Annotated in this window: 23 protein-coding genes and 1 riboswitch; of the genes, 14 read left to right on the forward strand and 9 right to left on the reverse strand. The window is 61.0% G+C overall.

Features of this window, described 5'->3' with window-relative positions; genetic code table 11:
* Positions 1-852, forward strand: coding sequence for a methylated-DNA--[protein]-cysteine S-methyltransferase (locus Q5Y75_RS14070; RefSeq protein WP_306198424.1), 852 nt, complete (start codon positions 1-3; stop codon positions 850-852).
* Here Q5Y75_RS14070 and Q5Y75_RS14075 read toward each other — a convergent pair.
* A complete protein-coding gene (locus Q5Y75_RS14075; RefSeq protein ID WP_306198426.1) occupies positions 825-1,028 on the reverse strand; it encodes a hypothetical protein in 204 nt (67 codons plus the stop codon). The two genes, Q5Y75_RS14070 and Q5Y75_RS14075, sit on opposite strands and share 28 nt — an antisense overlap.
* Positions 1,029-1,131: 103 nt before the next feature.
* On the opposite strand from Q5Y75_RS14075, the gene Q5Y75_RS14080 reads away from it, so the two are divergent.
* Positions 1,132-1,821, forward strand: a complete 690-nt coding sequence (locus Q5Y75_RS14080; RefSeq protein WP_306198428.1) for a helix-turn-helix transcriptional regulator — start codon at positions 1,132-1,134, stop codon at positions 1,819-1,821.
* Positions 1,822-1,855: 34 nt separating this feature from the next.
* On the opposite strand, the gene Q5Y75_RS14085 is transcribed toward Q5Y75_RS14080, so the two are convergent.
* The 5 genes from Q5Y75_RS14085 to Q5Y75_RS14105 form a co-directional block, all read right to left on the reverse strand.
* Positions 1,856-2,191, reverse strand: coding sequence for a hypothetical protein (locus Q5Y75_RS14085; protein WP_306198430.1), 336 nt, complete (start codon positions 2,189-2,191; stop codon positions 1,856-1,858).
* Positions 2,192-2,247: 56 nt separating this feature from the next.
* A complete protein-coding gene (locus tag Q5Y75_RS14090; protein ID WP_306198432.1) occupies positions 2,248-2,586 on the reverse strand; it encodes a hypothetical protein in 339 nt (112 codons plus the stop codon).
* Between the two features lie 130 nt (positions 2,587-2,716).
* The gene (recR, locus tag Q5Y75_RS14095) at positions 2,717-3,310 is read right to left on the reverse strand and encodes a recombination mediator RecR (protein ID WP_306198434.1); all 594 of its coding nucleotides are present in this window, start codon (positions 3,308-3,310) and stop codon (positions 2,717-2,719) included.
* A 7-nt stretch (positions 3,311-3,317) separates the two neighbouring features.
* Positions 3,318-3,662, reverse strand: a complete 345-nt coding sequence (locus tag Q5Y75_RS14100) for a YbaB/EbfC family nucleoid-associated protein (protein ID WP_306198436.1) — start codon at positions 3,660-3,662, stop codon at positions 3,318-3,320.
* A 68-nt stretch (positions 3,663-3,730) separates the two neighbouring features.
* Positions 3,731-5,485, reverse strand: a complete 1,755-nt coding sequence (locus Q5Y75_RS14105) for a DNA polymerase III subunit gamma/tau (RefSeq protein WP_371933264.1) — start codon at positions 5,483-5,485, stop codon at positions 3,731-3,733.
* A gap of 161 nt (positions 5,486-5,646) precedes the next feature.
* Between Q5Y75_RS14105 and Q5Y75_RS14110 the strand changes: the two genes are divergently transcribed.
* Positions 5,647-6,165, forward strand: a complete 519-nt coding sequence (locus Q5Y75_RS14110) for a protein-tyrosine phosphatase family protein (protein WP_306198440.1) — start codon at positions 5,647-5,649, stop codon at positions 6,163-6,165.
* A 127-nt stretch (positions 6,166-6,292) separates the two neighbouring features.
* Positions 6,293-7,828: an ankyrin repeat domain-containing protein gene (locus Q5Y75_RS14115; protein ID WP_306198443.1), complete on the forward strand. Its 1,536-nt coding sequence runs from the start codon at positions 6,293-6,295 to the stop codon at positions 7,826-7,828.
* Between the two features lie 4 nt (positions 7,829-7,832).
* Here the strand turns inward: Q5Y75_RS14115 and Q5Y75_RS14120 are convergent, their stop codons facing one another.
* The 3 genes from Q5Y75_RS14120 to Q5Y75_RS14130 form a co-directional block, all read right to left on the reverse strand.
* Positions 7,833-8,231: a hypothetical protein gene (locus Q5Y75_RS14120; RefSeq protein WP_306198446.1), complete on the reverse strand. Its 399-nt coding sequence runs from the start codon at positions 8,229-8,231 to the stop codon at positions 7,833-7,835.
* A gap of 89 nt (positions 8,232-8,320) precedes the next feature.
* Positions 8,321-8,527: riboswitch (cobalamin riboswitch) on the reverse strand.
* A 142-nt stretch (positions 8,528-8,669) separates the two neighbouring features.
* Positions 8,670-9,371, reverse strand: coding sequence for a response regulator transcription factor (locus Q5Y75_RS14125; RefSeq protein ID WP_306198448.1), 702 nt, complete (start codon positions 9,369-9,371; stop codon positions 8,670-8,672).
* Positions 9,368-11,236, reverse strand: a complete 1,869-nt coding sequence (locus Q5Y75_RS14130; RefSeq protein ID WP_371933269.1) for a PAS-domain containing protein — start codon at positions 11,234-11,236, stop codon at positions 9,368-9,370. The genes Q5Y75_RS14125 and Q5Y75_RS14130 overlap by 4 nt, the downstream gene beginning before the upstream one ends.
* Before the next feature lie 239 nt (positions 11,237-11,475).
* Between Q5Y75_RS14130 and Q5Y75_RS14135 the strand changes: the two genes are divergently transcribed.
* From Q5Y75_RS14135 to Q5Y75_RS14180, 10 genes are all read left to right on the forward strand, one after another.
* A complete protein-coding gene (locus tag Q5Y75_RS14135; RefSeq protein ID WP_306198454.1) occupies positions 11,476-13,446 on the forward strand; it encodes an AMP-binding protein in 1,971 nt (656 codons plus the stop codon).
* An 81-nt stretch (positions 13,447-13,527) separates the two neighbouring features.
* Entirely contained in the window at positions 13,528-14,346 is an 819-nt protein-coding gene (locus Q5Y75_RS14140) for an ABC transporter ATP-binding protein (protein ID WP_306198456.1), read from the forward strand.
* A gap of 74 nt (positions 14,347-14,420) precedes the next feature.
* Complete coding sequence (locus Q5Y75_RS14145; RefSeq protein WP_306198458.1) at positions 14,421-15,407, forward strand: branched-chain amino acid ABC transporter permease; 987 nt, start codon at positions 14,421-14,423, stop codon at positions 15,405-15,407.
* Positions 15,408-15,409: 2 nt separating this feature from the next.
* Entirely contained in the window at positions 15,410-15,796 is a 387-nt protein-coding gene (locus Q5Y75_RS14150) for a VOC family protein (protein ID WP_306198460.1), read from the forward strand.
* Positions 15,793-16,050: a hypothetical protein gene (locus Q5Y75_RS14155; RefSeq protein WP_306198462.1), complete on the forward strand. Its 258-nt coding sequence runs from the start codon at positions 15,793-15,795 to the stop codon at positions 16,048-16,050. Before Q5Y75_RS14150 ends, Q5Y75_RS14155 begins: the two co-directional genes overlap by 4 nt.
* Positions 16,051-16,053: 3 nt before the next feature.
* The gene (locus Q5Y75_RS14160) at positions 16,054-17,130 is read left to right on the forward strand and encodes a branched-chain amino acid ABC transporter permease (protein WP_306198464.1); all 1,077 of its coding nucleotides are present in this window, start codon (positions 16,054-16,056) and stop codon (positions 17,128-17,130) included.
* Positions 17,131-17,223: 93 nt separating this feature from the next.
* Positions 17,224-18,504, forward strand: coding sequence for an ABC transporter substrate-binding protein (locus tag Q5Y75_RS14165; protein WP_306198466.1), 1,281 nt, complete (start codon positions 17,224-17,226; stop codon positions 18,502-18,504).
* Between the two features lie 77 nt (positions 18,505-18,581).
* Positions 18,582-19,418 (forward strand): ABC transporter ATP-binding protein, encoded by an 837-nt coding sequence (locus Q5Y75_RS14170; RefSeq protein WP_306198467.1) that lies wholly within the window; start codon positions 18,582-18,584, stop codon positions 19,416-19,418.
* 14 nt (positions 19,419-19,432) lie between these two features.
* Positions 19,433-20,650 (forward strand): phenylacetate--CoA ligase family protein, encoded by a 1,218-nt coding sequence (locus Q5Y75_RS14175; RefSeq protein ID WP_306198469.1) that lies wholly within the window; start codon positions 19,433-19,435, stop codon positions 20,648-20,650.
* 84 nt (positions 20,651-20,734) lie between these two features.
* Complete coding sequence (locus Q5Y75_RS14180; protein ID WP_306198471.1) at positions 20,735-22,399, forward strand: ABC transporter permease; 1,665 nt, start codon at positions 20,735-20,737, stop codon at positions 22,397-22,399.
* Positions 22,400-22,454 lie beyond the last annotated feature (55 nt).

Here is a 22,454-nt window from a genome sequence, read left to right on the forward strand (position 1 = left end):
ATGAATATTCGAACCGGAGAAGAGGGCTATCATTACGGCGTCATGCGGCGCGCGATCGATGTGATCGATCAGAGCGGACAGGCCTTGTCGCTGGAGGAACTGGCCCGCGAGATGGACATGAGCCCGGCGCATTTCCAGCGCCTGTTTTCGCGCTGGGTCGGTGTTTCCCCCAAGAAATACCAGCAATATCTGGCGCTGGGCCATGCCAAGGCATTGCTGCATGACCGGTTCACCACACTGGATGCCGCCCATAGCGTCGGGTTGTCCGGCGGGGGCCGATTACACGACCTCTTCATGCGTTGGGAATCCATGAGTCCGGGCGAATATGCCCGCAAAGGCGACGGGCTGGTGATCTATTGGGGTTGGTTCGAAAGCCCGTTTGGCCCCGCTCTGGTGATGGGCACCGACAAGGGAATCTGCGGCATCGGTTTCGCCGCCGAAACCGGCGAAGAGGCGGCGATGGAAGACCTGATCTCGCGCTGGCCGCAGGCAGAGTTCATCGAAGACCCGATGCGGCTGCGCCCCTGGGTGCTCAGCGCCTTTGGGGCCGAAAGCGAGAAACTCGACCCCACACCGCTCTACCTGATCGGCTCACCTTTGCAAATCAAGGTGTGGGAGGCGCTGCTGCGCATCCCCTCGGGCCATGTCACGACCTATTCCGAGATCGCCGAGGCCATCGGCCAGCCGCGCGCGGTGCGGGCGGTGGGCACGGCGGTGGGCCGCAACCCGATCAGTTGGCTGATCCCCTGCCACCGCGCTTTGCGCAAGTCCGGCGGTCTGGGCGGCTATCACTGGGGCCTGCCGGTCAAGCGCGCGCTGCTGGCTTACGAGGCGGCCAGATCGGGCCTTTGACGCCCGAACCGCCGCCAGAAGGGCAACCGCTTGCGCGGCGGCTTGGCGATCTTGTAGTCGCTGCCCTTCTTGCGCTCCAGCCACTCGCGCTCCAGCTCATAGCTGCGCAGGGGTCTCTGGTCGCTCCAACGCCCCAGTTTCAACTGCATCATGATCTGATGGTCATAACTACTCATGGCTCTGCTCCATTCTTGAACACTGAACCCAGAACACCACATCGCTCCTGCCACCCCGTTGTCAGGATCATGTGCTAACCTGTCAGGAGCATGAGGAGTCGATATGCGCCGCTCGACACGGTTGTTCGAACTGATCCAAATCCTGCGGGCCTCGGAAAAGCCCATGACGGCAGAGAGCCTTGGTGCGCGTCTGGAAGTGTCCGAGCGCACGATCTACCGCGATATCGCCGCCTTGCAGGCGATGCGTACCCCGATCGAGGGCGCGCCCGGTCTGGGGTATGTGATGCGACGCGGCTATGATCTGCCGCCGCTGAATTTCGACGAGGAAGAGGTCGAGGCGCTGCGCGTGGGCCTGTCGATGCTGGCCCGCACCGGCGACAGCGCATTGCAACAAGCCGCCCAGCGCATCTGCCAGAAGATTGACGCATTACATGACCCTGCCGAGTGGCTGCAGGTCGCACCCTGGGGCGCACCGCCCGATGATCCGGCACTTGGCTGCGTGTCAAAGGCCGACCTGCGGGCCGCCATCCGGGACGAACGCAAGCTGCGTCTGACCTATCGCGACGCCGAAGACCGCGAGACAGAGCGCGTCATCCGCCCCGTCGCCCTGATCTATCACCTCGATTGCACCATGCTCGCCGCGTGGTGCGAGTTGCGCGACGGGTTTCGCCACTTCCGCTGTGACCGCATCTGGGGATGCGAGGCGCTGGACACTTACTTTACCGGCCAGGCCGAGGCGCTGCGCCTCATCTGGCAGGAGCGCAACCAGTGGCAAGAACGCGAGGTCAGTTGACCGCAATGCCCGCCCTCGAAGTCGCGGATCGCACTCAGGGATAGTCTGGCATCGTAAAGGACGCGGTGACCGTGACGGCGGTGATTACGACCGACGCGCCCACACAAACCGGGGTGGTTCCGCCCTGCACGTGCAGCAAATCCATATCCGATACCTCACCTTCGGTCGGCGCGGCTGGAATATGGAAGTATTTCACCCGATCACTATCCCGCACGACTTTGAGCGAGATATCTTCAGGCAGGTCGACCAGATACTCCCTAACCGCCGAATTTGGATCGCTGTTCAGGCGCGCGGCGAATTCGTCGTCGTTCCATGCGCGCTCGCAAAGCGCCCTGAGTTTGTCCTTTTCGTTCCCCTCTGATCGGGTCATGACATTCCCTTTCCTGACAAAGCCGTCGGCGCAGTCTTTGAAATCAATAGGCCAGTTCAACTCAGAAAACTCAGCGTGGTGATGGACCCGGCGACAGTGACGACGCTGAACACCACGGACGCGCTTACGCAAGCCGGGGTGGTTCCGCCTTGAACCTGCAGCAAATCCATCTCAGAGATTTCCCCATCGGTCGGTGCCGCCGGAATATGCAGGTATTTCACACGATCACTATCCCGCACGACTTTGAGCGAGAGATCTTCGGGCAGGTCGCCGAGATACTCCGCGACCGCAGATTTCGCGTCGCTGTTCAGACGCGCAGCAAATTCCTCATCACTCCAGGCGCGCTCATACAGCGCCTTGAGTTTGTCCCCTTCGATCCCTTTGGGCTGGGTCATGACATTCCCCTTTCTTGCTTAGGCCACCGGAGCGGCGTTTTGCAGTTGAAAGGGATGTGGGGGTCAAATCTTCGAAAGATGTCTCGATTGCATTAAGCGGTGTTAATGCGCTGCACTCGTGGGGCGGGTCTTACAATTCCTTCCGCGCCCGCAAGGCTGCGGTGATCGTCCCGTCGTCGAGATAATCCAGCTCGCCCCCGATAGGCACGCCTTGCGCCAGCGAGGTCAGGCGCACCTGCCCCTCTAGCTGTTCGGCGATATAGTGCGCCGTGGTCTGACCGTCGACCGTGGCGTTCAGCGCCAGGATCACCTCGGCGATCCCTTCGCTTGCCACCCGGTCTCTGAGCCGCGGAATGCGCAGATCGTCCGGGCCGATCCCGTCCAATGCCGACAATGTCCCGCCCAGTACGTGGTAGCGGCCCTTGAACACGCCCGCGCGTTCCATCGCCCAGAGGTCGGCCACATCCTCGACCACGCACAGCTCGCCGGTCGCACGCTTCTCGCTCTCGCAGATGTCGCAGATATCGGCCGTGCCGACATTGCCGCAATTCAGACATTCGCGCGCAGTTTCTGCCACCACGCTGATCTGGTCCGCAAGTGGGGTCAGCAACAATGCCCGTTTGCGAATCAAATGCAACACCGCGCGCCGGGCCGAACGGGGGCCAAGCCCGGGCAGCTTGGCCATCAGCTCGATCAGGTTGTCGATGTCGCGGGTTGAGCTCACGAGCGGGTCAGAACGGGAATTTCATATCCGCAGGCAGGCCCATACCCTCGGTCAGCTTGCCCATCTCGGCCTGAGCCCGGTCAGAGGCCTTGGATTGCGCGTCCTTGATGGCGGCCAGGATCAGATCCTCGACCACTTCCTTGTCGTCGCCATTGAAGATCGACGGATCAATATCGAGGGCCTTCAGCTCACCTTTGGCCGAGGCTGTGGCCTTGACCAGCCCGGCCCCGGATTCGCCGACCACCATGATGTCATGCAGGTCTTCCTGCATCTGGGTCATCTTGGTCTGCAATTCCTGCGCCGATTTCATCATCTTGGCCATATCGCCAAGCCCGCCGAGTCCTTTGAGCATCGAGTGCCTCCGTTAACTGTATTTGTCGCCTAGATACGCACCACACCGGCGCATCACAAGGGCGTCGCTTACCCGTCTTCAAACGGGTCCCATTCATCCTCGACCTCGGGCAGCGCTTCGGTCTCGACCTTGGCCGCGCGTTGTTCGGGGGTTTCGATATTGGTGATCCGGGCCTTGGGGAACTGCGCCAGCACCGCCTGCACCATCGGATGCGCTTCGGCCTCCTGCTTCAGGGCCAGGTCTGCGGCGTCACGAATTTCGGCGATGGTCGGCTCTATGCCATCCGAGACCACCGAAACGGCCCAGCGGTTGCCGGTCCAGCTTTGCAGCCGCGAGCCCAGCCGCTGCGCCAGATCGGTGGGGGCCTGCTCCGTTGGCGTGAATTCAATGCGACCGGGCTGGTAGGATACCAGCCGCACGCCGGTTTCCACCTCGACCAGCAGTTTCACGTCGCGATGGGCGCGGATCAGTTCGACAACATGCTCGAAACTCGGGTAGCGCGCCAGCGCCTGTTCCATATCCTGCGCCAACATCGCCATGGGCGCATTGCCCGTGCCAGCAAGAGGCGCTGCAGAGACCGGGGCGGCCTGTGCCATTGGTGCGCTGGCAGGCTGCACCGCGCGCCCGCCCCCCGGACCGCCCGACAGCGGTGGCGGAGGTGTGTCCTGCAGCTTGCGCACCAGCTCCTCTGGCGTGGGCAGGTCGGCCACGTGGGTCAGACGGATGATGGCCATTTCGGCGGCCATCATCGCATTGGGGGCGGCAGTCACCTCCTCCAGCGCTTTCAATAACATCTGCCACATCCGGGTCAGCACCCGCATCGGCAGGGCCTCGGCCATCTGCGCGCCACGGCTGCGTTCGTCCGGCGACACGGTCGGGTCTTCGGCAGCGTCCGGTGTAATCTTGACCACCGAGACCCAATGGGTGATCTCGGCCAAATCACGCAGCACCGCGAGCGGGTCGGCCCCTTCGGCATATTGCGCGCTCAGTTCCGTCAGCGCCCCCGCCGCATCGCCGCGCAGGATCATATCCATCAGGTCCAGCACCCGACCGCGGTCGGCAAGCCCCAACATCGCGCGCACCTGCTCTGCGGTGGTTTCGCCTGCCCCGTGCGAGATCGATTGATCCAAGAGCGAGGTCGCATCCCGCGCCGAACCCTCCGCCGCCCGCGTGATCAGCGCCAGCGCGTCATCGGCAATCTCGGCACCTTCGGCGGTGGCGATCTTGCGCATCAGTGCAATCATCTCTTCCGGCTCGATCCGGCGCAGGTCAAACCGCTGGCACCGAGACAGAACCGTCACCGGTACTTTGCGGATCTCGGTGGTGGCAAAGATGAACTTCACATGCTCGGGCGGTTCCTCGAGCGTCTTGAGCAGCGCGTTGAAGGCGCTGGTCGAGAGCATGTGAACCTCGTCGATGATGTAGATCTTGTAGCGAGCCGAGGCCGCGCGGTAGCGCACGGAATCGATGATCTCGCGAATGTCGTTCACGCCGGTGCGGCTGGCGGCGTCCATCTCCATCACGTCGACATGGCGGCCCTCCATGATCGCGACGCAATGCTCGCACTGGCCGCACGGCTCGGTCGTCGGGCCGCCCTCGCCATCCGTTCCGATGCAGTTCATGCCCTTGGCGATGATCCGCGCGGTGGTGGTTTTGCCGGTGCCGCGAATGCCGGTCATCACAAAGGCCTGCGCGATCCGGTCCGCTTGAAACGCGTTTTTCAGCGTGCGCACCATCGCATCCTGCCCGACCAGGTCGGCAAAGGTTTCCGGGCGGTATTTGCGGGCGAGAACCTGATAGGCGGGGCTGGGCGTGTCGGTCATGTGTGCTCTGGCGGATTCGTTCCTGACGCCGGAGCCTAGAGCGCCGCCCCCCCGGCGTCCACCTCGCGCGTGTTTTAAACCCTTGGGAAAATTGGGGGCCGCCTTTACAAAGGACATATTGGAATAGTGGTTTTGAAACGCGGCCTTTAGGGGGACCGCCTATGTCGCATATGATTATTCACGGGCTGCAGGTTGGCGGCGGGACGCTGGCGTTGTCGCCTTTGCCTGGTCGGTCGGGGGACTATGAAAGCGATCTGGCCCAGATTGCTGAGTGGAAACCGGGCCTCGTGATCTCAATGACCACCGAGTTGGAGATGTTCGAGACTGGAGCATTGCAATTTGGCCCCGATATTCAAAGCCGCGCCAGCCGGTGGGCGCATCTGCCGGTAAGGGATTTCACCGCGCCGCCCTTTGCCATTCAACAGGCTTGGCCCGACGTAAGCGCCGATGCCCGTCACGCGCTGAGCGGCGGCGGACGGGTTATGGTGCATTGCCGAGGCGGCTGTGGCCGGTCCGGCATGGTGGCCTTGCGGCTGATGATCGAATGCGGCGAAGCACCCGAGGCCGCGCTGAGTCGCCTGCGCGCCCTGCGCCCATGTGCCGTGGAAACCGAAGAGCAGATGCAGTGGGCCCTGGCCGCACGTCCCCGAACTTGTCCCGATCCGCGTCCCGCCATATGATAGTGGTGCCGACTGGGCGGCAACCGGGTCCGCGGAAAGCTGTATCAGCCCCTTTCACCGACCAACGCGATATGCGGTTTTTTCTCTCCCCGATCAGCGGACCACCGGGGCTGTTTGAGGAAAACCCATGACCCATTCTCTTGACCAACTTCGCCGTCAGGCAAAGACGCTCAGAAAAGCTTTCGCAGCAGGGGATGCGCGCGCAATAGAGCGTGTCCAGACTGTTCTGGGACAGACACGAACACTCCTCCATAGCGCGGCCTTGCACGTGATCGCCCACGAGGCGGGGTATGAGAGCTGGCCCAAGATGAAGTTCAGCATCGAGACGGCAGACATGCAGCGAGAGGCGCGTGCGGAACAGCTCAAACTGGCGCTGTTTCAGGGGGCCGACTGGCGGGTCACTCAATTGCTCACACAAACGCCGGATCTGGCGGATGACGCTTTCGGCCTGCTGTGCGCGCTTTATCGGATTGATGCGGTCAGGGATTGGCTGAACCGAGATCCGAGCATCGTCAACCAGACGCTTCAAGGTCCCCGCAGGCCGATCCTGCATCTGGCCTTTTCCCGACATCTCCAATCCCACCCCGAGCTAGAAGGTGATATGATCGCCGTGGCCGACGCCCTGCTTGCGGCGGGCGCGGATGTGAATGACGGCTACCCTTCGGAACCGGGCAGTCCGCATCAGCTTTCGGCTTTATACGGGGCGATTGGTCATGCGGATAACATGGTGCTCGCCCAGTGGCTGCTGGACCGTGGGGCTGATCCCAATGACGGGGAATCGCTCTATCACGCAACCGAACTGGGTCACCACAAAGGCCTGAAAATGCTGCTGGCCGCCGGTGCCGACCCGCGCGGCACGAACGCGTTGCTGCGCGCGCTGGATTTCAACGATCATGAGGCGGTGGGCCTTCTGCTGGACTATGGCGCGCAGGTCGAAGAGTTCAACGACGCGCCGGTCAGCGGAGAGGAACCCTGGGTCATACCCGCCCTGCATCAGGCGGCGCGACGGATGTGCGACGGCCTGATGATCGACTTGCTGCTGTCCCACGGCGCCAATCCAAACAGGCTCTATAAAGGCTATTCTGCCTATGGATTTGCGCGGGTTTACGGGAATGCGCCGCTTGCCCAAGCAATCGAGGCGGCGGGCACCCCTCCGCGCCTCACACCGGAAGAGGAGTTGCTTGCGCAGGCGGCAGAGGGGCGGTTGCAGCAAGGCGCGCATCTGGACCCGGCGAAACTGCCAGAGGAATACCGCACCCTGATCCGAACGATCTTGCATCTGCCTGGCAAACTGGACCACGTGAAACGCCTCGTCGCCCTTGGACTGGATCCCGAAACACCGGATCGCGAGGGTTTAACGGCCCTTCAGGTCGCCGGGTGGGAGGGGCTGCCCGAGATGATGCGCTATCTTCTGGCGCTATCCCCTGATCTGACCCATGTGAACGGATATGGCGGCGGGCTGATCTCGACCATCCTGCACGGGGCGGAGAACAACCCCGAGCGCGCGCGCCGGGATCACGCCGCCTGTGTGAGGGCGGCACTGGAAGCGGGTGCACCGCTGGGACGCAACCAGATCGAGGCCAGCAGCGATCCCGGCTTGGCCCAGATCATAGAGGACTGGGCCGCGTCACATCCCGATCAGGTCACAGTCACGGTGCCCTAGCGGCTCAGACGGCGGCTTGCGCAGTGTTCTCCTGCTCAGCGCGGGGCAGGCGTGCCTCGACCATGGCGCAGGGCGGCGCGATGCCCGGAGCGGGAAAACCCCGCCCCTCGGGGTCCATCATTGCGTCCGCATAGCGGCCCATGACGTCCAGATCGGTCGTTTCCGCGACACCAGCATACATCCGAATGCGGGCATGATTGGCCCGGTAGAGGGCGGTGCAATCTTGGCCGCAATGGAAAAGCTGCGCGCTGCCCTCAATCTCGAAATCCGCCGCTGTCACAGAACGGGCTGATGACATGGCAGTGGCCAGCCTGTCGACCATCCGCGCCAGCGCCGGACAGGGTTTGCCGGTTTTGAGACACTGCGTCGCCGCAAAAGTTTGCTTGTTCTTCGTCCAGATCAAATTGCGCCCTCCGCGCTGGCGGAAGGGGGCCGTGGACGTCCGAGACCTTATGCAGCCATCAGACCCGCACCGGACACCCCGCCCGCGTTCGAGTTTCAGTTCCGATGGCAGGTCTCCTGACTTGCGGGTCATCGCTTTGCCGTCCTTCCCGGCCATTCGGCCAGTGGCTTTTCGGCATCGCTCTCCGCTTACAGTTGCGGGGGCAGTCGCGGATTTGGCCTTTGCGGGGCCGCACCGTGTTCCCTTTTCATCCCAACCACAGATGTGGTGTGAGAACCATCACCCAACCGCTAACCCTTGGTACCTGAGTCTGTCAAGCGACTCTCGCAGCCACGTGCTTCCTGCGGCCATAGCCGCGCCGCGTAACTTCTGAGCCCGAACCTTTGCACCAGCACGGACGCAGCCTTAAGAACGACTTTGTTGCTCGATTTGGTCTTATTAGAGCCACTCAACGTCGCCCAAAAAGATATATCCCGCGCCATAGATCGTCTTGATCAGCCGGGGATTCTTTGGGTCTTCACACAGCTTGGTGCGCAACCGCGATATGCGCACATCCATGGCGCGATCAAAGCTCTCGCCCGCTGCTCCGCCCAAAGTCTCCTGCATCTGGGCGCGGCTGATCAGTCGTTTGGGGCTTTCCAGAAACAGCCGTAGCACCTCACCCTCGGCATGGGAAAACGGCGTTTCGCGGCCTTCGCTGTCCTCCAGCAGATAACGGTCGAAATGCGCGGTCCAGCCGTTGAAATGGGCCGTCTCGCCTGCGGGCGCGGGTGTTTTCGGGCCACGCAGACGCGCCCGCACCCGTGCCACGACCTCGGCCGGATCGAAGGGTTTGGTGATATAGTCGTCAGCCCCCAGTTCCAGCCCGGTGACCCGGTCCTGCACCTGTGCGCGGCCCGAGATGATGATGACCGCCGCGCCCTGTTCCAGCGCCAGCCGATGGACCAGGGCCAGCCCATCCGTGTCCGGCAGCGAAAGATCAACCAGACACAGATCCGGCGTCACCCGTTTCAGTGAGGCTTCGAATTCGCGGGCGCGGGCAAAGCACTGGGTGCGAAACCCCGCCTCTTCCAGCGCCTCGGTCAGAATCTGACGTATCGCGGGTTCATCATCGAGGATGGTCACCAATGCGTCGGTCACGTCCGGGCCCCTTTGTCGATCAGTGCCGACAATTGATCGGTTCCGAACGGTTTGCGCAAGACCGGCGCGCGGGCGATCGCGTCACGGTAAAGCGGGTCGGAGGTGGGCAGCGAGGTCATCAGAATGCAGGGCAGATCGGCGGGCAGCCGCGCCATCAAATCCAGCCCCGTCGCGTCCCCCTCAAGCCGGATATCGGACAGAACCACGGAAATGTCGCCGACATCCGCCGCCAGCGCGCAGGCCTCGTCCGCCGAGGTCGCCTCGATCACCGAATGGCCCAGCTCAACCAGCATGTCACGGAACCCGGCACGCAAATCTTCGTTATCCTCGACCAGCAGGGCCAACCCGCCTTTCCTATCGGGGGCAAGGCGATAAGGCAGGCGCACCACCACGCTGGCCCCCACCGGCGTGTTCGACAGCTGCAGATCGCCACCGGCCAGCTTGACCGTATCGTAAACCATTGGCAGACCAAGACCGGACCCCTCGCTGCCCTTAGTGGTAAAAAACGGGTTCAGAGCCTTTTTTAGAGCCTGCTCCGAGAAGCCGGGCCCGGTATCCGTGACCGCCAATTCCAGCCAGGTCTGCCCGATGCAATGGGCGCTGACAGTGATCTGGCCGGTGGCCCCACAGGCATCGCGGGCGTTCAGAACCAAATTGAGCAGCGCGTCCTGCACCATGCCGGGATCGAGCATCAAGTGCTGGCCTCTGGTGTGGTCCAGCACCGACAGTCCTACGCCACGCGGCAGTGACGGCGTCGCCAGCACTTTGAGATCCTGCAGAATGCCCCCCATTTCCACCGCTTTGGGTCGCGGCGTGCGGATGCCGGTCATGTCGGCAAGCCTGTTCAGCAGCCGCCCGCCCCGGCGAGCAGCGGTCTGGGTGGCCGCCACCAGCTCGGCGGCCTCAGGCGGCAGGTTCATCTTTTCCAGCTTGCCCTGCATCCCGAGGATGATGGTGAGCAGGTTCGAGAAATCATGCGCCAGCCCGCTGGTCATCTGCGCGGCCAGCGCGCGCCGCCGCGACTGTTGCAGCGCGACGCGGGCCTGGGTTTCTTCGGTGATATCCATCGACAAGATAAAGACGCCGCCGCTCTGATCCGAAGTAAAAGCGACCCTAATACGGCGGGAATCGTGATCTTCGGTGAATTCAAAAACAGTATTCTCACCACCATAGGCAGCACTCAGATAGGGTTCGATCCGCGCATAGGCAGCGCGCCCAAGAGCCTCAGAGATGTGCAGACCGAGGATGTCGGACGGACGCCCCGGCATCACCGCGCTCAGTCTCCGGTTTGAATAGGTGTAGTGGCCGTCTGCATCCACATGGGCGATATGTGCGGGCATCATCTCGGTTGTCAGACGAGTCCGCGCCTCGATCTCGGTCAATTGCCGTTTGGTTTCCTCTAGCGCCTTGTTGCTGGCTGCCAATTGCCTGTTGGTCGCGGACAGCTCTTCGGCATGGGCTATCAATTGATCCGACAATTCCTCGGACCGCGATTGCAGCAGTTCCTCGACCCGCTTGGTTCGGGTGATATCGGTATAGACCGCCACCCAACCGCCCTGCGGCAGGGGCGAGCCCTCGATCGAAATCACCTGTCCATTGGGCCGTTCGCGTTCCAGATAATGCGGTTCGAAGGCGAGCGCCTGATCGACGCGATCCTTGACCAGATCCTCGATATCATCGGCCTCGCCATATTCGCCCTTGGCGGCAATGAACCGGATGGTATCGGAAAAACCCGCGCCGGGCGCGACCAGATGATCGGGCAAGTCGAACATTTCCTGAAAGCGCCGGTTCGACAGCACCAGACGCAACTCGCTGTCATAGATCGACAGCGCCTGTGCGATCAGGTTCAACCCGGCTGTTGTCATGCGTTTCGTACGCTGGTCGCTCTGGTCCAAAGGTCACCTCCCGGCCAAAGACCTAGCACCGGATCGCCCGTCGGCACAGGGGCATTTGAAGGCTGAGACGCGCTGTTACAATTCGTAAGATTTGAGAAAACATCAGGAAAAAGTTGACCGTAAGATTTTGCGACGTTCCTAATAGGGCAGAATCGCACAAAGCGATCTTTCCGGTCGAAGCAAATGACCGGATTGGGAGGAGAAGAATTTTGGCTACCACGCAGTCGGGTGCCGAAGGGTTGCAATCCCTTCCGGCGCTGCTTCAACGCAATGCAACGGCTTTCGCGGATGCGCCGGCCTATCGCGAAAAGGAACTCGGCATCTGGCAATGCTGGAGCTGGTCCGAAACCCAAAAGGAAATCGAGGCTTTGGCGCTGGGTCTGATCAACCTGGGTGTGCGAGAGGGCGACTTCATCGCCATAATCGGGCGCAACCGCCCTTACCTTTACTGGTCGATGGTGGCTGCGCAATCCGTGGGCGCGGTTCCGGTGCCGCTTTACCAGGACGCCGTGGCCGAAGAGATGGCCTATGTGCTGGGCCATTGCGGCGCACGTTTTGTAATCGCCAGCGATCAGGAGCAGGCCGACAAGGTCATAGAGATCCAGGATCAGCTGCATCAGTTCGAACATCTGATCTATCTCGACGCGCGCGGGATGCGGAAATACGACCATCACCAATTGCACCAGTTCAGCCATGTGCAGGATCAGGGCCGTGCCGCCTATGACGAATGGATCACCGACCTGAACGACCGCCGGAACAAGCTGACCTATGACAGCACCTGCGTGATGCTCTATACCTCGGGCACCACCGGCAAGCCCAAGGGCGTGGTACTGTCGAACCGCAACGTGATCGAAAGCGCCAAAAACGCCTCGGAATTTGATGGGCTGACCCACAGTGAGGACATCCTGTCTTACCTGCCGATGGCCTGGGTCGGCGATTTCATCTTCTCAATTGGGCAGGCATATTGGTGCGGTTTCTGTGTGAATTGCCCTGAAAGCGCCGATACGATGATCACCGATCTACGCGAGATCGGCCCGACCTATTTCTTCGCCCCTCCCCGCGTGTTCGAGACACAGCTGACCAGCGTGATGATCCGGATGGAGGATGCGGGCGCCCTGAAAAAGCGGATGTTCCACCACTTCATGTCCCACGCCAAAAAGGTTGGTGGGCTGATTCTGGATGGCAAGCCGGTCGGGCTGGCGGATCGCCTGAAATATGCCATTGGCGACGCCTTGGTCTATGGGCCGCTCAAGGACACGCTTGGGCTGGGCCGGGTGCGCGTGGGCTATACGGCAGGCGAAGCAATCGGGCCGGAAATTTTCGAGTTCTACCGCTCGCTCGGCATCAATCTGAAACAGCTTTATGGCCAGACCGAGGCTACCGTGTTCATCACCGTACAGCCCGATGGCGAGGTCCGGGCCGATACTGTCGGCGTGCCCGCACCGGATGTGGAAATCCGTATCGATGACAGCGGCGAAATCTTTTATCGCTCGCCGGGTGTTTTCGTCGAATATTACAACAACCCCGACTCCACCGCATCGACCAAGGATGCCGAGGGCTGGGTTGCCACCGGAGACGCGGGGTTCATCGAAGAGGATTCCGGCCATCTGCGGATCATCGACCGGGCCAAGGATGTGGGCAAAATGGCCAATGGCGCGATGTTTGCGCCAAAATATGTCGAGAACAAGCTCAAGTTCTATCCCGACATTCTTGAGGCGGTGCTGTTCGGCAACGGACGCGACCGTTGTGTCGCTTTTATCAATATCGATCTGACCGCGGTCGGGAATTGGGCCGAACGCAACAACATCGCCTATGCCTCTTATCAGGAACTTGCGGGTCATCCGCGCGTGTTAGAGACGATTCAGGAACATGTAGAGACCGTAAACCGCTCGGTAGCGGAAGATCCGATGCTGTCGGGCTGCCAGGTGCATCGCTTTGTGGTGCTGCATAAGGAGTTGGATGCCGATGACGGCGAAATGACCCGCACCCGCAAGGTCCGCCGCCGGATCGTGGAAGAGAAATTCGCCGATATCATCGGCGCACTCTATGACGGGTCTGGCAGTGTCTCGACGGTGACGGAAGTGACCTATGAAGATGGTCGCAAGGGCTCGATCAGCGCGACGCTGAATATCCGCGACGCCGCAGTCATGCCGATTGCCCAGAAGATGGCAGCCGAATGATGGGATGTCGTTCGCCGCTCGGCCTTCGGCCATCGCCCCGCCCGCCATCCCGTATTGATTTGAGAAGCGAAGGATCGGCTCATGCTTGATGCCTCGGACGGATATGTCACTGAAGATGGCCGCAAGATCGGCGGCGTAGTGATGGAGATGCGCAACATCACCCTGCGCTTTGGCGGTGTGGTCGCGATCAAGGATATCTCCTTTGACATTCGCGAGGGTGAGATTCGCGCCATTATTGGCCCTAACGGCGCTGGCAAATCCTCGATGCTGAACGTGATCTCAGGATTCTATGTGCCGCAGGAGGGCGAGGTCTGGTTCCGCGGAGCGAAGCGTCCGCCCATGAAACCCTATGAGGTTGCCCGTCAGGGTATTGCACGCACCTTTCAGAACATCGCCCTGTTCGAAGGCATGAGCGTGCTCGACAATGTGATGACCGGGCGGCTCAACTTCATGAAAACCAATATCTTGCAGCAGGCGCTCTGGAAGGGACGCGCCGAGGCGGAAGAAACCGAAAACCGGGCCGCGGTCGAGCGGATCATCGACTTTCTGGAAATCCAGCATATCCGCAAAACGCCGGTCGCGCGCCTGCCCTACGGGTTGAAAAAGCGCGTCGAACTGGCGCGCGCACTGGCGGCTGAGCCGAAGCTCTTGCTTCTGGATGAGCCAATGGCCGGGATGAATGTCGAAGAAAAAGAAGACATGTCGCGGTTCATCCTGGATGTGAATGACGAATTCGGCACCACAATCGCGCTGATCGAACACGATATGGGCGTTGTCATGGATCTGAGCGACCGGGTGGTGGTGATGGATTACGGCAAGAAGATCGGCGATGGCACGCCCGATGAGGTGCGCAGCAATCAGGAGGTTATCGACGCTTACCTGGGGGTGTCGCATGACTGATCAATCGAGAGAACCAAGAATTTTCGAAAATTCTTGGCAAATTTCTTCCAAGAAATTTGCGGGGAGGACCGCCAATGCTTGAACAACTTGTCTTTGCGATGGAGGTCATCCTGAACGGGTTGATGGCCGGGGTTCTTTATGCGCTGGTTGCACTCGGCTTTGTGCTGATCTTCAAAGCCTCGGGTATTTTCAACTATGCCCAAGGTGTCATGGCGCTCTTTGCAGCGATGACGCTTGTGGGGATCATGAATGGCCAGGTGCCGTTCAGCCATTTGATCAACGCGATTTTCGGTGCCCATATCACTCATTTTGGCTGGCAGGTGCCCGCAATCATCGCGATTCTGCTGACCATGGCGGTAATGGTTTTGCTGGCCTGGTGCGTCCAGCAATTTGTGATGCGCCATCTGGTCAATCAGGAGCCGATCATCCTGTTCATGGCCACCATCGGGCTTGCCTATTTCCTGGAAGGCGTAGCCGACCTGATGTGGGGGTCCGAGATCAAATCGCTAGATGTTGGCCTGCCCCAGGGCATCAACCTGTGGATCGACGAGACCACGTTCAACATCTTTGGCTACGGCTTCTTCATCGATAATCTCGACATCGTCGCGACGGCTGTGGCTGCTCTGCTGGTGGTCGCGTTGGTCGCTTTCAGCCAATACACCAAGGAAGGCCGCGCCATGCGCGCGGTGGCTGATGACCATCAGGCGGCTCTATCGGTGGGTATCTCGCTGAACTTCATCTGGGTCATGGTCTGGTCGGTCGCGGGCTTTGTCGCGCTGGTGGCGGGCATCATGTGGGGCACCAAGTCGGGCGTGCAGTTCTCGCTGTCGCTGATCGCTTTGAAAGCGCTTCCCGTGCTGATGCTGGGCGGCTTCACCTCGATCCCCGGAGCCATCGTTGGCGGGCTGATCATCGGCGTGGGCGAGAAGCTGTTCGAATTTGCCATCGGGCCGCTGGTTGGCGGCGCAACTGAAAACTGGTTCGCCTATGTGCTGGCGCTGGTTTTCCTCGTCTTCCGGCCCCAGGGTTTGTTTGGCGAAAAGATCATTGAGAGGGTGTGAGCATGGCGCACAAATCCCGTATCGGCGTGATCTGTATAGACTGCAAGACCGATGACCTGTCTGACGCCACCGGTTTCTGGTCCGCCATGCTTGGCAAAGAAGCCAAGCTGGATGAGCGGGGCAAATACGCCTCGTTTGATGGGCATCAGGGCTATCCGAAGGTGCTGCTTCAGGCCGTGGATCATGAACCGCGCGTGCATCTGGATATCGAAACCGATGATCTGGAGGCCGAGTGTGAGCGACTCAAGGGGCTTGGCGCAACCGAGGTTGCGCGGGTGCGCACATGGATCGTGATGGAAGCGCCCACCGGCCACAGATTCTGCCTGGTGAACCCACAAGGCGCGGACTGGCCCGGAGAAGCGCCCTCGTTCAATGGAGACAGCGCATGAAAAAGCTGATCGCCATCATCAACGTGATCGCTTGGGCTGGGTTCTGGGCCTTCGGCTATATCGCAATCACCTCGGACGATCTGACCAATAGCCAATTGGTGATCGCCGCCTTGCTCGCCTTTGCTGGTCTGGTGACCGGTATCGCCGCCTATGTGAAACTCGCGCGCGTCACCGAGGCGAACGGGTATGCCAAAAGATCCAACCAATTGGACGCTGTCGCCCGCGACCGGGCACAGCAGGAATGGGGAAAGTAAGACATGTTCTATCGTGAAGCTGGCGATTTCAAAATCTCCTACCAACAGGACAGCCAGACCTTTCCCATCCGCTTTGACCGTTACCGGTATTACGTGGTGCTGGCCGTTGCTTTTGGTGTGGTGCCGTTTCTGATCAACGATTATTGGGCAAACGCGATCCTGCTGCCCTTCCTGATCTATGCGATTGCCGCCATCGGGCTGAACATTCTGACCGGCTATTGCGGGCAGGTCAGCCTGGGTACCGGCGGGTTCATGGCGGTGGGGGCCTATGCCTGTTACAAGCTGATGACCGCCTTTCCCGATGTCAGCATGTTCATTCATGTGATCCTGGCGGGCGGCATCACCGCCATAGTGGGCGTTCTGTTTGGCCTGCCGTCCCTCAGGATCAAGGGGTTCTATCTGGCGGTGGCCACGTTGGCCGCGCAGTTCTTTCTTGTCTGGCTCTTCAATCGGGTGCCGTGGTTTTACAACTACTCGGCCTCGGGACAGATCAACTCTCCTGAGCGTGATGTGTTCGGCATCATCATCACCGGCCCCAATGCGCCGGCCTGGGCCACCTATTTGTTCTGCCTGATCTTCCTGAGCGTCTGTGCGCTGATCGCCCGCAATCTGACACGCGGCACGATCGGGCGCTCGTGGATGGCAATCCGCGATATGGACATTGCGGCGGAAATCATCGGGGTGAACCCGCTCAAGGCCAAGCTGACCGCCTTTGCCGTCAGTTCGTTCTTTGTCGGCATCTCGGGCGCGCTGTTCTTCGCGATCTATCTGGGCGCGGTCGAAGTTGGCGAGGTTTTTGGCATCCAGAAATCGTTCCTGGTGCTCTTTATGGTGATTATTGGCGGATTAGGCTCTATTTTTGGCTCTTTCGCGGGGGCAGCTTTCCTTGTGCTGTTGCCGGTGGTGCTAAAGGTTTTGGGCGCGGACATGCTGGGCTGGCCCACTGATATCGTTGCGCATCTGCAATTGGTCATCGTCGGCGCGCTCATCATTTTGTTCCTGATCCTCGAACCACATGGGCTGGCCCAACTCTGGCGCGTGGCGAAAGAAAAGCTGCGGCTCTGGCCGTTCCCGCACTGAGACGATGACGGGGCATCGACTCCGTCCTACGGATGGCCTCGACCGGAACCGGGGCGCAGAAACATCGGAAAACACCAGGGAGGAAACCAACCGATGAAAACCAAACTCACCACATTGGCACTTGGCGCTGTGATGGCGGCCGGGCCAGCCATGGCGGACCTTGTCTTTCCGTCGCTCAGCTATCGCACCGGCCCCTATGCGGCGGGCGGCATTCCTTTCGCCGATGGCTATGCCGATTACTTCACCCTGCTGAATGAGCGCGATGGCGGTATCGGCGGTGTCATGACAAGCGTGCCGGAATGTGAAACCGGCTATAACACCGAGAAAGGCGTCGAATGCTACGAGGCGACCAAGGGCGAGGGCGCGCTGGTCTATCAGCCTCTGTCGACCGGGATCACCTATCAGCTCATCCCCAAGGCCACTGCCGACGATATTCCGATCCACTCGATGGGGTATGGCCGAACCTCGGCCAAGAATGGCGATGTGTTCAGCCATGTCTTCAACTACCCGGCGAACTACTGGGATGGTGCCTCGGGCGCGGTGAACTATCTGCTGGATGAAAACGGCGGCGACCTGAACGGCAAGAAGATTGCACTGGTCTATCACAATTCTGCCTATGGCAAGGAACCGATCCGCACGCTGGAAGAGCTGTCTGAAAAGCACGGGTTTGAGCTGGTGGCGCTGCCGGTAGATCACCCCGGTCAGGAACAGAAGTCGCAATGGCTGCAAATTCGTCGCGATAAGCCCGATTATGTGCTGATGTGGGGTTGGGGCGTGATGAACCAGGTTGCGGTTCAGGAAGCGGCCAATATTCGCTTTCCGATGGAGAATTTCATCGGGATTTGGTGGTCCGGTGCGGAACATGACGTCACCCCGGCGGGCGATGCGGCCAACGGCTACAAGGCGCTGACCTTCCACAATGTCGGCACCGATTTCCCGGTCTTCGACGATATCCAGAAATACGTTGTCGATACTGGTAAGGCCGCAGGCGCGGGCGATCAGGTTGGCACGGTTCTCTATAACCGGGGGCTCTATGCCGCGATGCTGGCCGCCGAGGCCGCCAAGAAAGCGCAGGAAATCCATGGCACGGCCGAGATCACCCCGGCGCAGATGCGTGATGGCATGGAAGCGTTGGAAATCACCGAGGCCAAGATGGCTGAACTGGGTCTGCCCAATTTCGGCCCGACCTTCTCTGTGAACTGTCAAAACCATGGCGGCGATGCGCTGGTCGGCGTGACCCAGTGGGATGCGGCGAGCAAGACGTGGTCGATGATTTCTGACTTCAAACCGACAGATGGCGATGTGATCGGTCCGCTGATCGACGCAGATTCCAGTGCCTATGCAGGCGAAAACAACATTTCGCCGAACTGCTAAGCCAACGGGTGCGGCGGTCCGCCGCCGCACCTTGCCCACCACCCGCAAGACCCGACAAACCGTGTAAGGACACTCTGATGCTGGATGCTGCGACACAGACCGAGGTGCAGACCGAAACCCTGCTTGAGGTCAACAATATCGAAGTGATCTACAATCACGTGATCCTCGTCCTGAAAGGCGTCAGCCTGAATGTTCCCAAGGGTGGGATCACCGCGTTGCTGGGCGGCAACGGCGCAGGCAAGACAACCACGCTGAAGGCGATTTCCAACCTGCTGCATTCGGAACGCGGCGAGGTCACCAAAGGTTCGGTCAAGTATCGCGGCAATGAGGTGCACGGCTCGGACCCAGCCGATCTGGTGCGGCGCGGCGTCATTCAGGTGATGGAAGGCCGCCATTGTTTCGAACATCTGACGGTCGAGGAGAACCTGCTGACTGGCTATTACACCCGCAAAGCCGGCAAGGTCCAGATGATGCAGGACCTTGAGCTGGTATATACCTATTTCCCGCGCCTGAAAGAGCGCCGCAAAAGCCAGGCGGGCTATACCTCGGGCGGCGAGCAGCAGATGGTGGCCATTGGCCGCGCACTGATGTCCAAGCCAGAAACCATCCTGCTGGACGAACCCTCGATGGGGCTTGCGCCGCAGCTGGTCGAAGAGATTTTCGGCATCGTGAAGGACCTCAACGAGAAAGAAGGCGTCTCGTTCCTGCTCGCCGAACAGAACACAAATGTGGCTCTACGCTTTGCCCATTACGGCTATATTCTGGAATCCGGCCGGGTGGTGATGGACGGCCCTGCGGCAGAGCTGCGCGAGAACCCTGACGTCAAGGAATTCTATCTCGGCATGTCCGAGGAAGGGCGCAAGAGCTTCCGCGATGTGCGTTCCTATCGCCGCCGCAAGCGGTGGCTGAGCTGATGAGGGATCAGACCATGACTCATTTCGACGACCTGGAAACCCGCTCAGCCGATCAACGCGCCGCCGACCTGGCGCAAGCGCTGCCACAGCAGATCGCCCATGCGCAGAGCGCACCGGGCTATGCGGCGCTGCTTGCGGATGTTGACGCGCGGGCCATCACATCGGTCGAGGCGCTGGCAGCCCTGCCGGTCCTGCGCAAATCCGATCTGACTCAGGCGCAGGCGGCGCAGCGCCCCTTTGGCGGGTTCACCGTGAAACCCGCCAGCGGCTTCCCACATATCTTCCAATCTCCCGGGCCGGTCTATGAACCCGGCGGCACTGACCATGACTGGTGGCGGATGGGACGGTTCCTGCATGCGCTGGGCATCGGACAGGGCGATATCATCCAAAACTGCTTTGGCTATCACCTCACGCCTGCAGGCATGATCTTTGAAAGCGGTGCGCGGGCGGTTGGGGCCGCCGTGCTGCCCGCGGGCACCGGCCAGACCGAGCTGCAGGTGACAGCCGCGCGCGATATAGGCTGTACCGCTTATGCGGGCACGCCGGATTACCTGAAGATAATCCTCGACAAGGCGGATGAGATGGGCGTCACGCTCAACTTCACCAAGGCGGCTGTCGGGGGTGGCGCGCTGTTCCCGAGTCTGCGGCAGGACTACAAGGATCGCGGCATCACCTGCCTGCAATGTTACGCAACCGCCGATCTGGGCAACATCGCCTATGAAAGCGCCGCGATGGAAGGGATGATCATTGACGAGCATGTGATCGTCGAGATCGTGACCCCCGGCACCGGCAAACCCGTCGCCCCCGGCGAAGTGGGCGAGGTTGTCGTGACAACGCTAAACCCGGATTATCCGCTGATCCGTTTCGCGACAGGTGACCTGAGCGCCGTTATGCCCGGCATCAGCCCCTGCGGGCGCACCAATCTGCGCATCAAAGGGTGGATGGGCCGTGCCGACCAGACCACCAAGATCAAGGGCATGTTCGTGCGCCCCGAACAGGTGGCGGCACTGGTTGAAAAGCATGACGAGATCGTCAAGGCGCGGGTCATTGCCGCGCGGCAGGGTGAGATGGACACGATGACGGTGCAGATCGAAAGCGCGGGCGGCGATGGCAACGCCTATGCGAGATCGGTGGCCGAGGTTCTCAAACTCAAGGGCGCGATCGAGGTGGTCGCCCCCGGTTCCCTGCCCCGTGACGGCCTGGTGATTGAGGATCAGCGCAGCTACGACTGAGCATTCGCTCTGGCGTTTTGCGCCGTTTTGACCAATAGAAGCGGGGCGTCTTTCAGGGCGCCCCCTCTTTGTTGACCGGATCGCATGGCAGACATCGAATATTCGGAAAATGGCTCTCGGCACCGCAATGCGCGGGGCACGCGGATTCTCGGTCTGGTGTCCTTCGCAATCGCGGCGGCCTGCCTGCTGCCGATGTTGGCGGTTGTGCTGGCTGCCATAACCGGTGGCACCGAAACAGTCACACATCTGGCCGGAACGGTGATGCCCAGATATCTGGGCACAACGGTGTTGCTGGTTGTTCTGGTGGCAGTCGGCACCTTCTGCCTTGGCGTCGGGGCCGCCTGGCTGGTCACCATGACCCGGTTTCCCGGCGTGCGCCTGCTTGAGATTGCGCTGGTGCTGCCGCTGGCCTTTCCGGCCTATGTGCTGGCTTATGCCTATACCTTTGTTCTGGATCACCCAGGCATTGTGCAGACAACCTTGCGCGACGTAACCGGCTGGGGGCCGCGCGACTATTGGTTTCCCGAGATCCGCTCGACCGAGGGCGCGGCGATCATGCTGATCCTGGTGCTGTACCCTTATGTCTACCTGCTAGCGCGCGCTGCCTTTCTGCAACAAAGCGCGGCTGCGTTTCTGGCTGCGCGCGCGCTGGGGTCCAGCCCGTGGCGTGCCTTTTACCGCGTATCGCTGCCCATGGCCCGCCCCGCCATCGCCGGTGGTGTGCTGCTGGCGGTAATGGAAACTATCGCCGATTTCGGCACGGTGTCTTATTTCGGGGTGCAGACCTTTGCCACCGGCATCTACACCAGTTGGTTCTCGATGGGCGACCGGGCTGCGGCAGCGCAGCTTGCCCTGTGTCTGCTGAGCTTCGCGCTACTGCTGGCGATGAGTGAGCGGATGCAGCGCGGCAAGTCGAAATTCTACCAGACCGGTCAACGCCAGACAGCCCGCCCGGCGGCGCAACTGAGGGGCGGTAAGGCGGTACTCGCCTTCCTGCTCTGTGCCGTTCCGGTGACTTTCGGGTTCCTGCTGCCGGTTCTGGTGCTGGTCGAGATGGGGTTGGACTCAGAACAGAACCTGCTATCGCAGCGCTATGTCGGTTTCATCCAGAACTCGCTGACCCTGGCCGGGGCCGCCGCGCTGGTGACCGTGACCGCCGCCACCTGCATCGGGTTCTACATGCGGGTCAAGCCGGGACGGCAAAGCGCCAGCGCCGCCTATCTTGCGCGGCTTGGCTATGCGGTGCCCGGAGGGGTGATTGCGGTCGGGCTGATGGTGCCGTTCGCCGCCTTTGACAATGCGCTGGATGCCTGGATGCGCGCGACCTTCGATATCTCGACCGGGCTGCTGGTCACCGGGTCGATCTGGTTACTGGTCGCGGCCTATATGGTGCGGTTCCTGGCGGCTGCACTCAGTGCCTATGAGGGCGGTCAGAGCATGGTGCATTCGAACATGGATGCCGCCGCGCGGTCGCTGGGGCAATCGCCACTGGGAACGCTGCGCCGTGTGCATCTGCCGATCCTGACACCCTCGCTTTTGACGGCCCTGCTGATCGTCTTTGTCGACGTGATGAAAGAACTGCCCGCAACGTTGATTATGCGTCCGTTCAACTTCGACACGCTGGCGGTGCAGGCCTATCGGCTGGCCTCGGACGAACGGCTAGAGGGCGCGGCGGTGCCGTCACTGGTTATCGTGGCGGTGGGGCTCTTGCCCGTGATCCTGATCTGTCGACAGGTCGGGCGCAGGTAGCGCATCAAGGCGCTCAACTTGACCCGAAAAGCTGTGCCCAGTTTTCGGATTGCGC

The organism is Ruegeria discodermiae (assembly GCF_030758345.1).
Classification (GTDB): domain Bacteria; phylum Pseudomonadota; class Alphaproteobacteria; order Rhodobacterales; family Rhodobacteraceae; genus Ruegeria_C.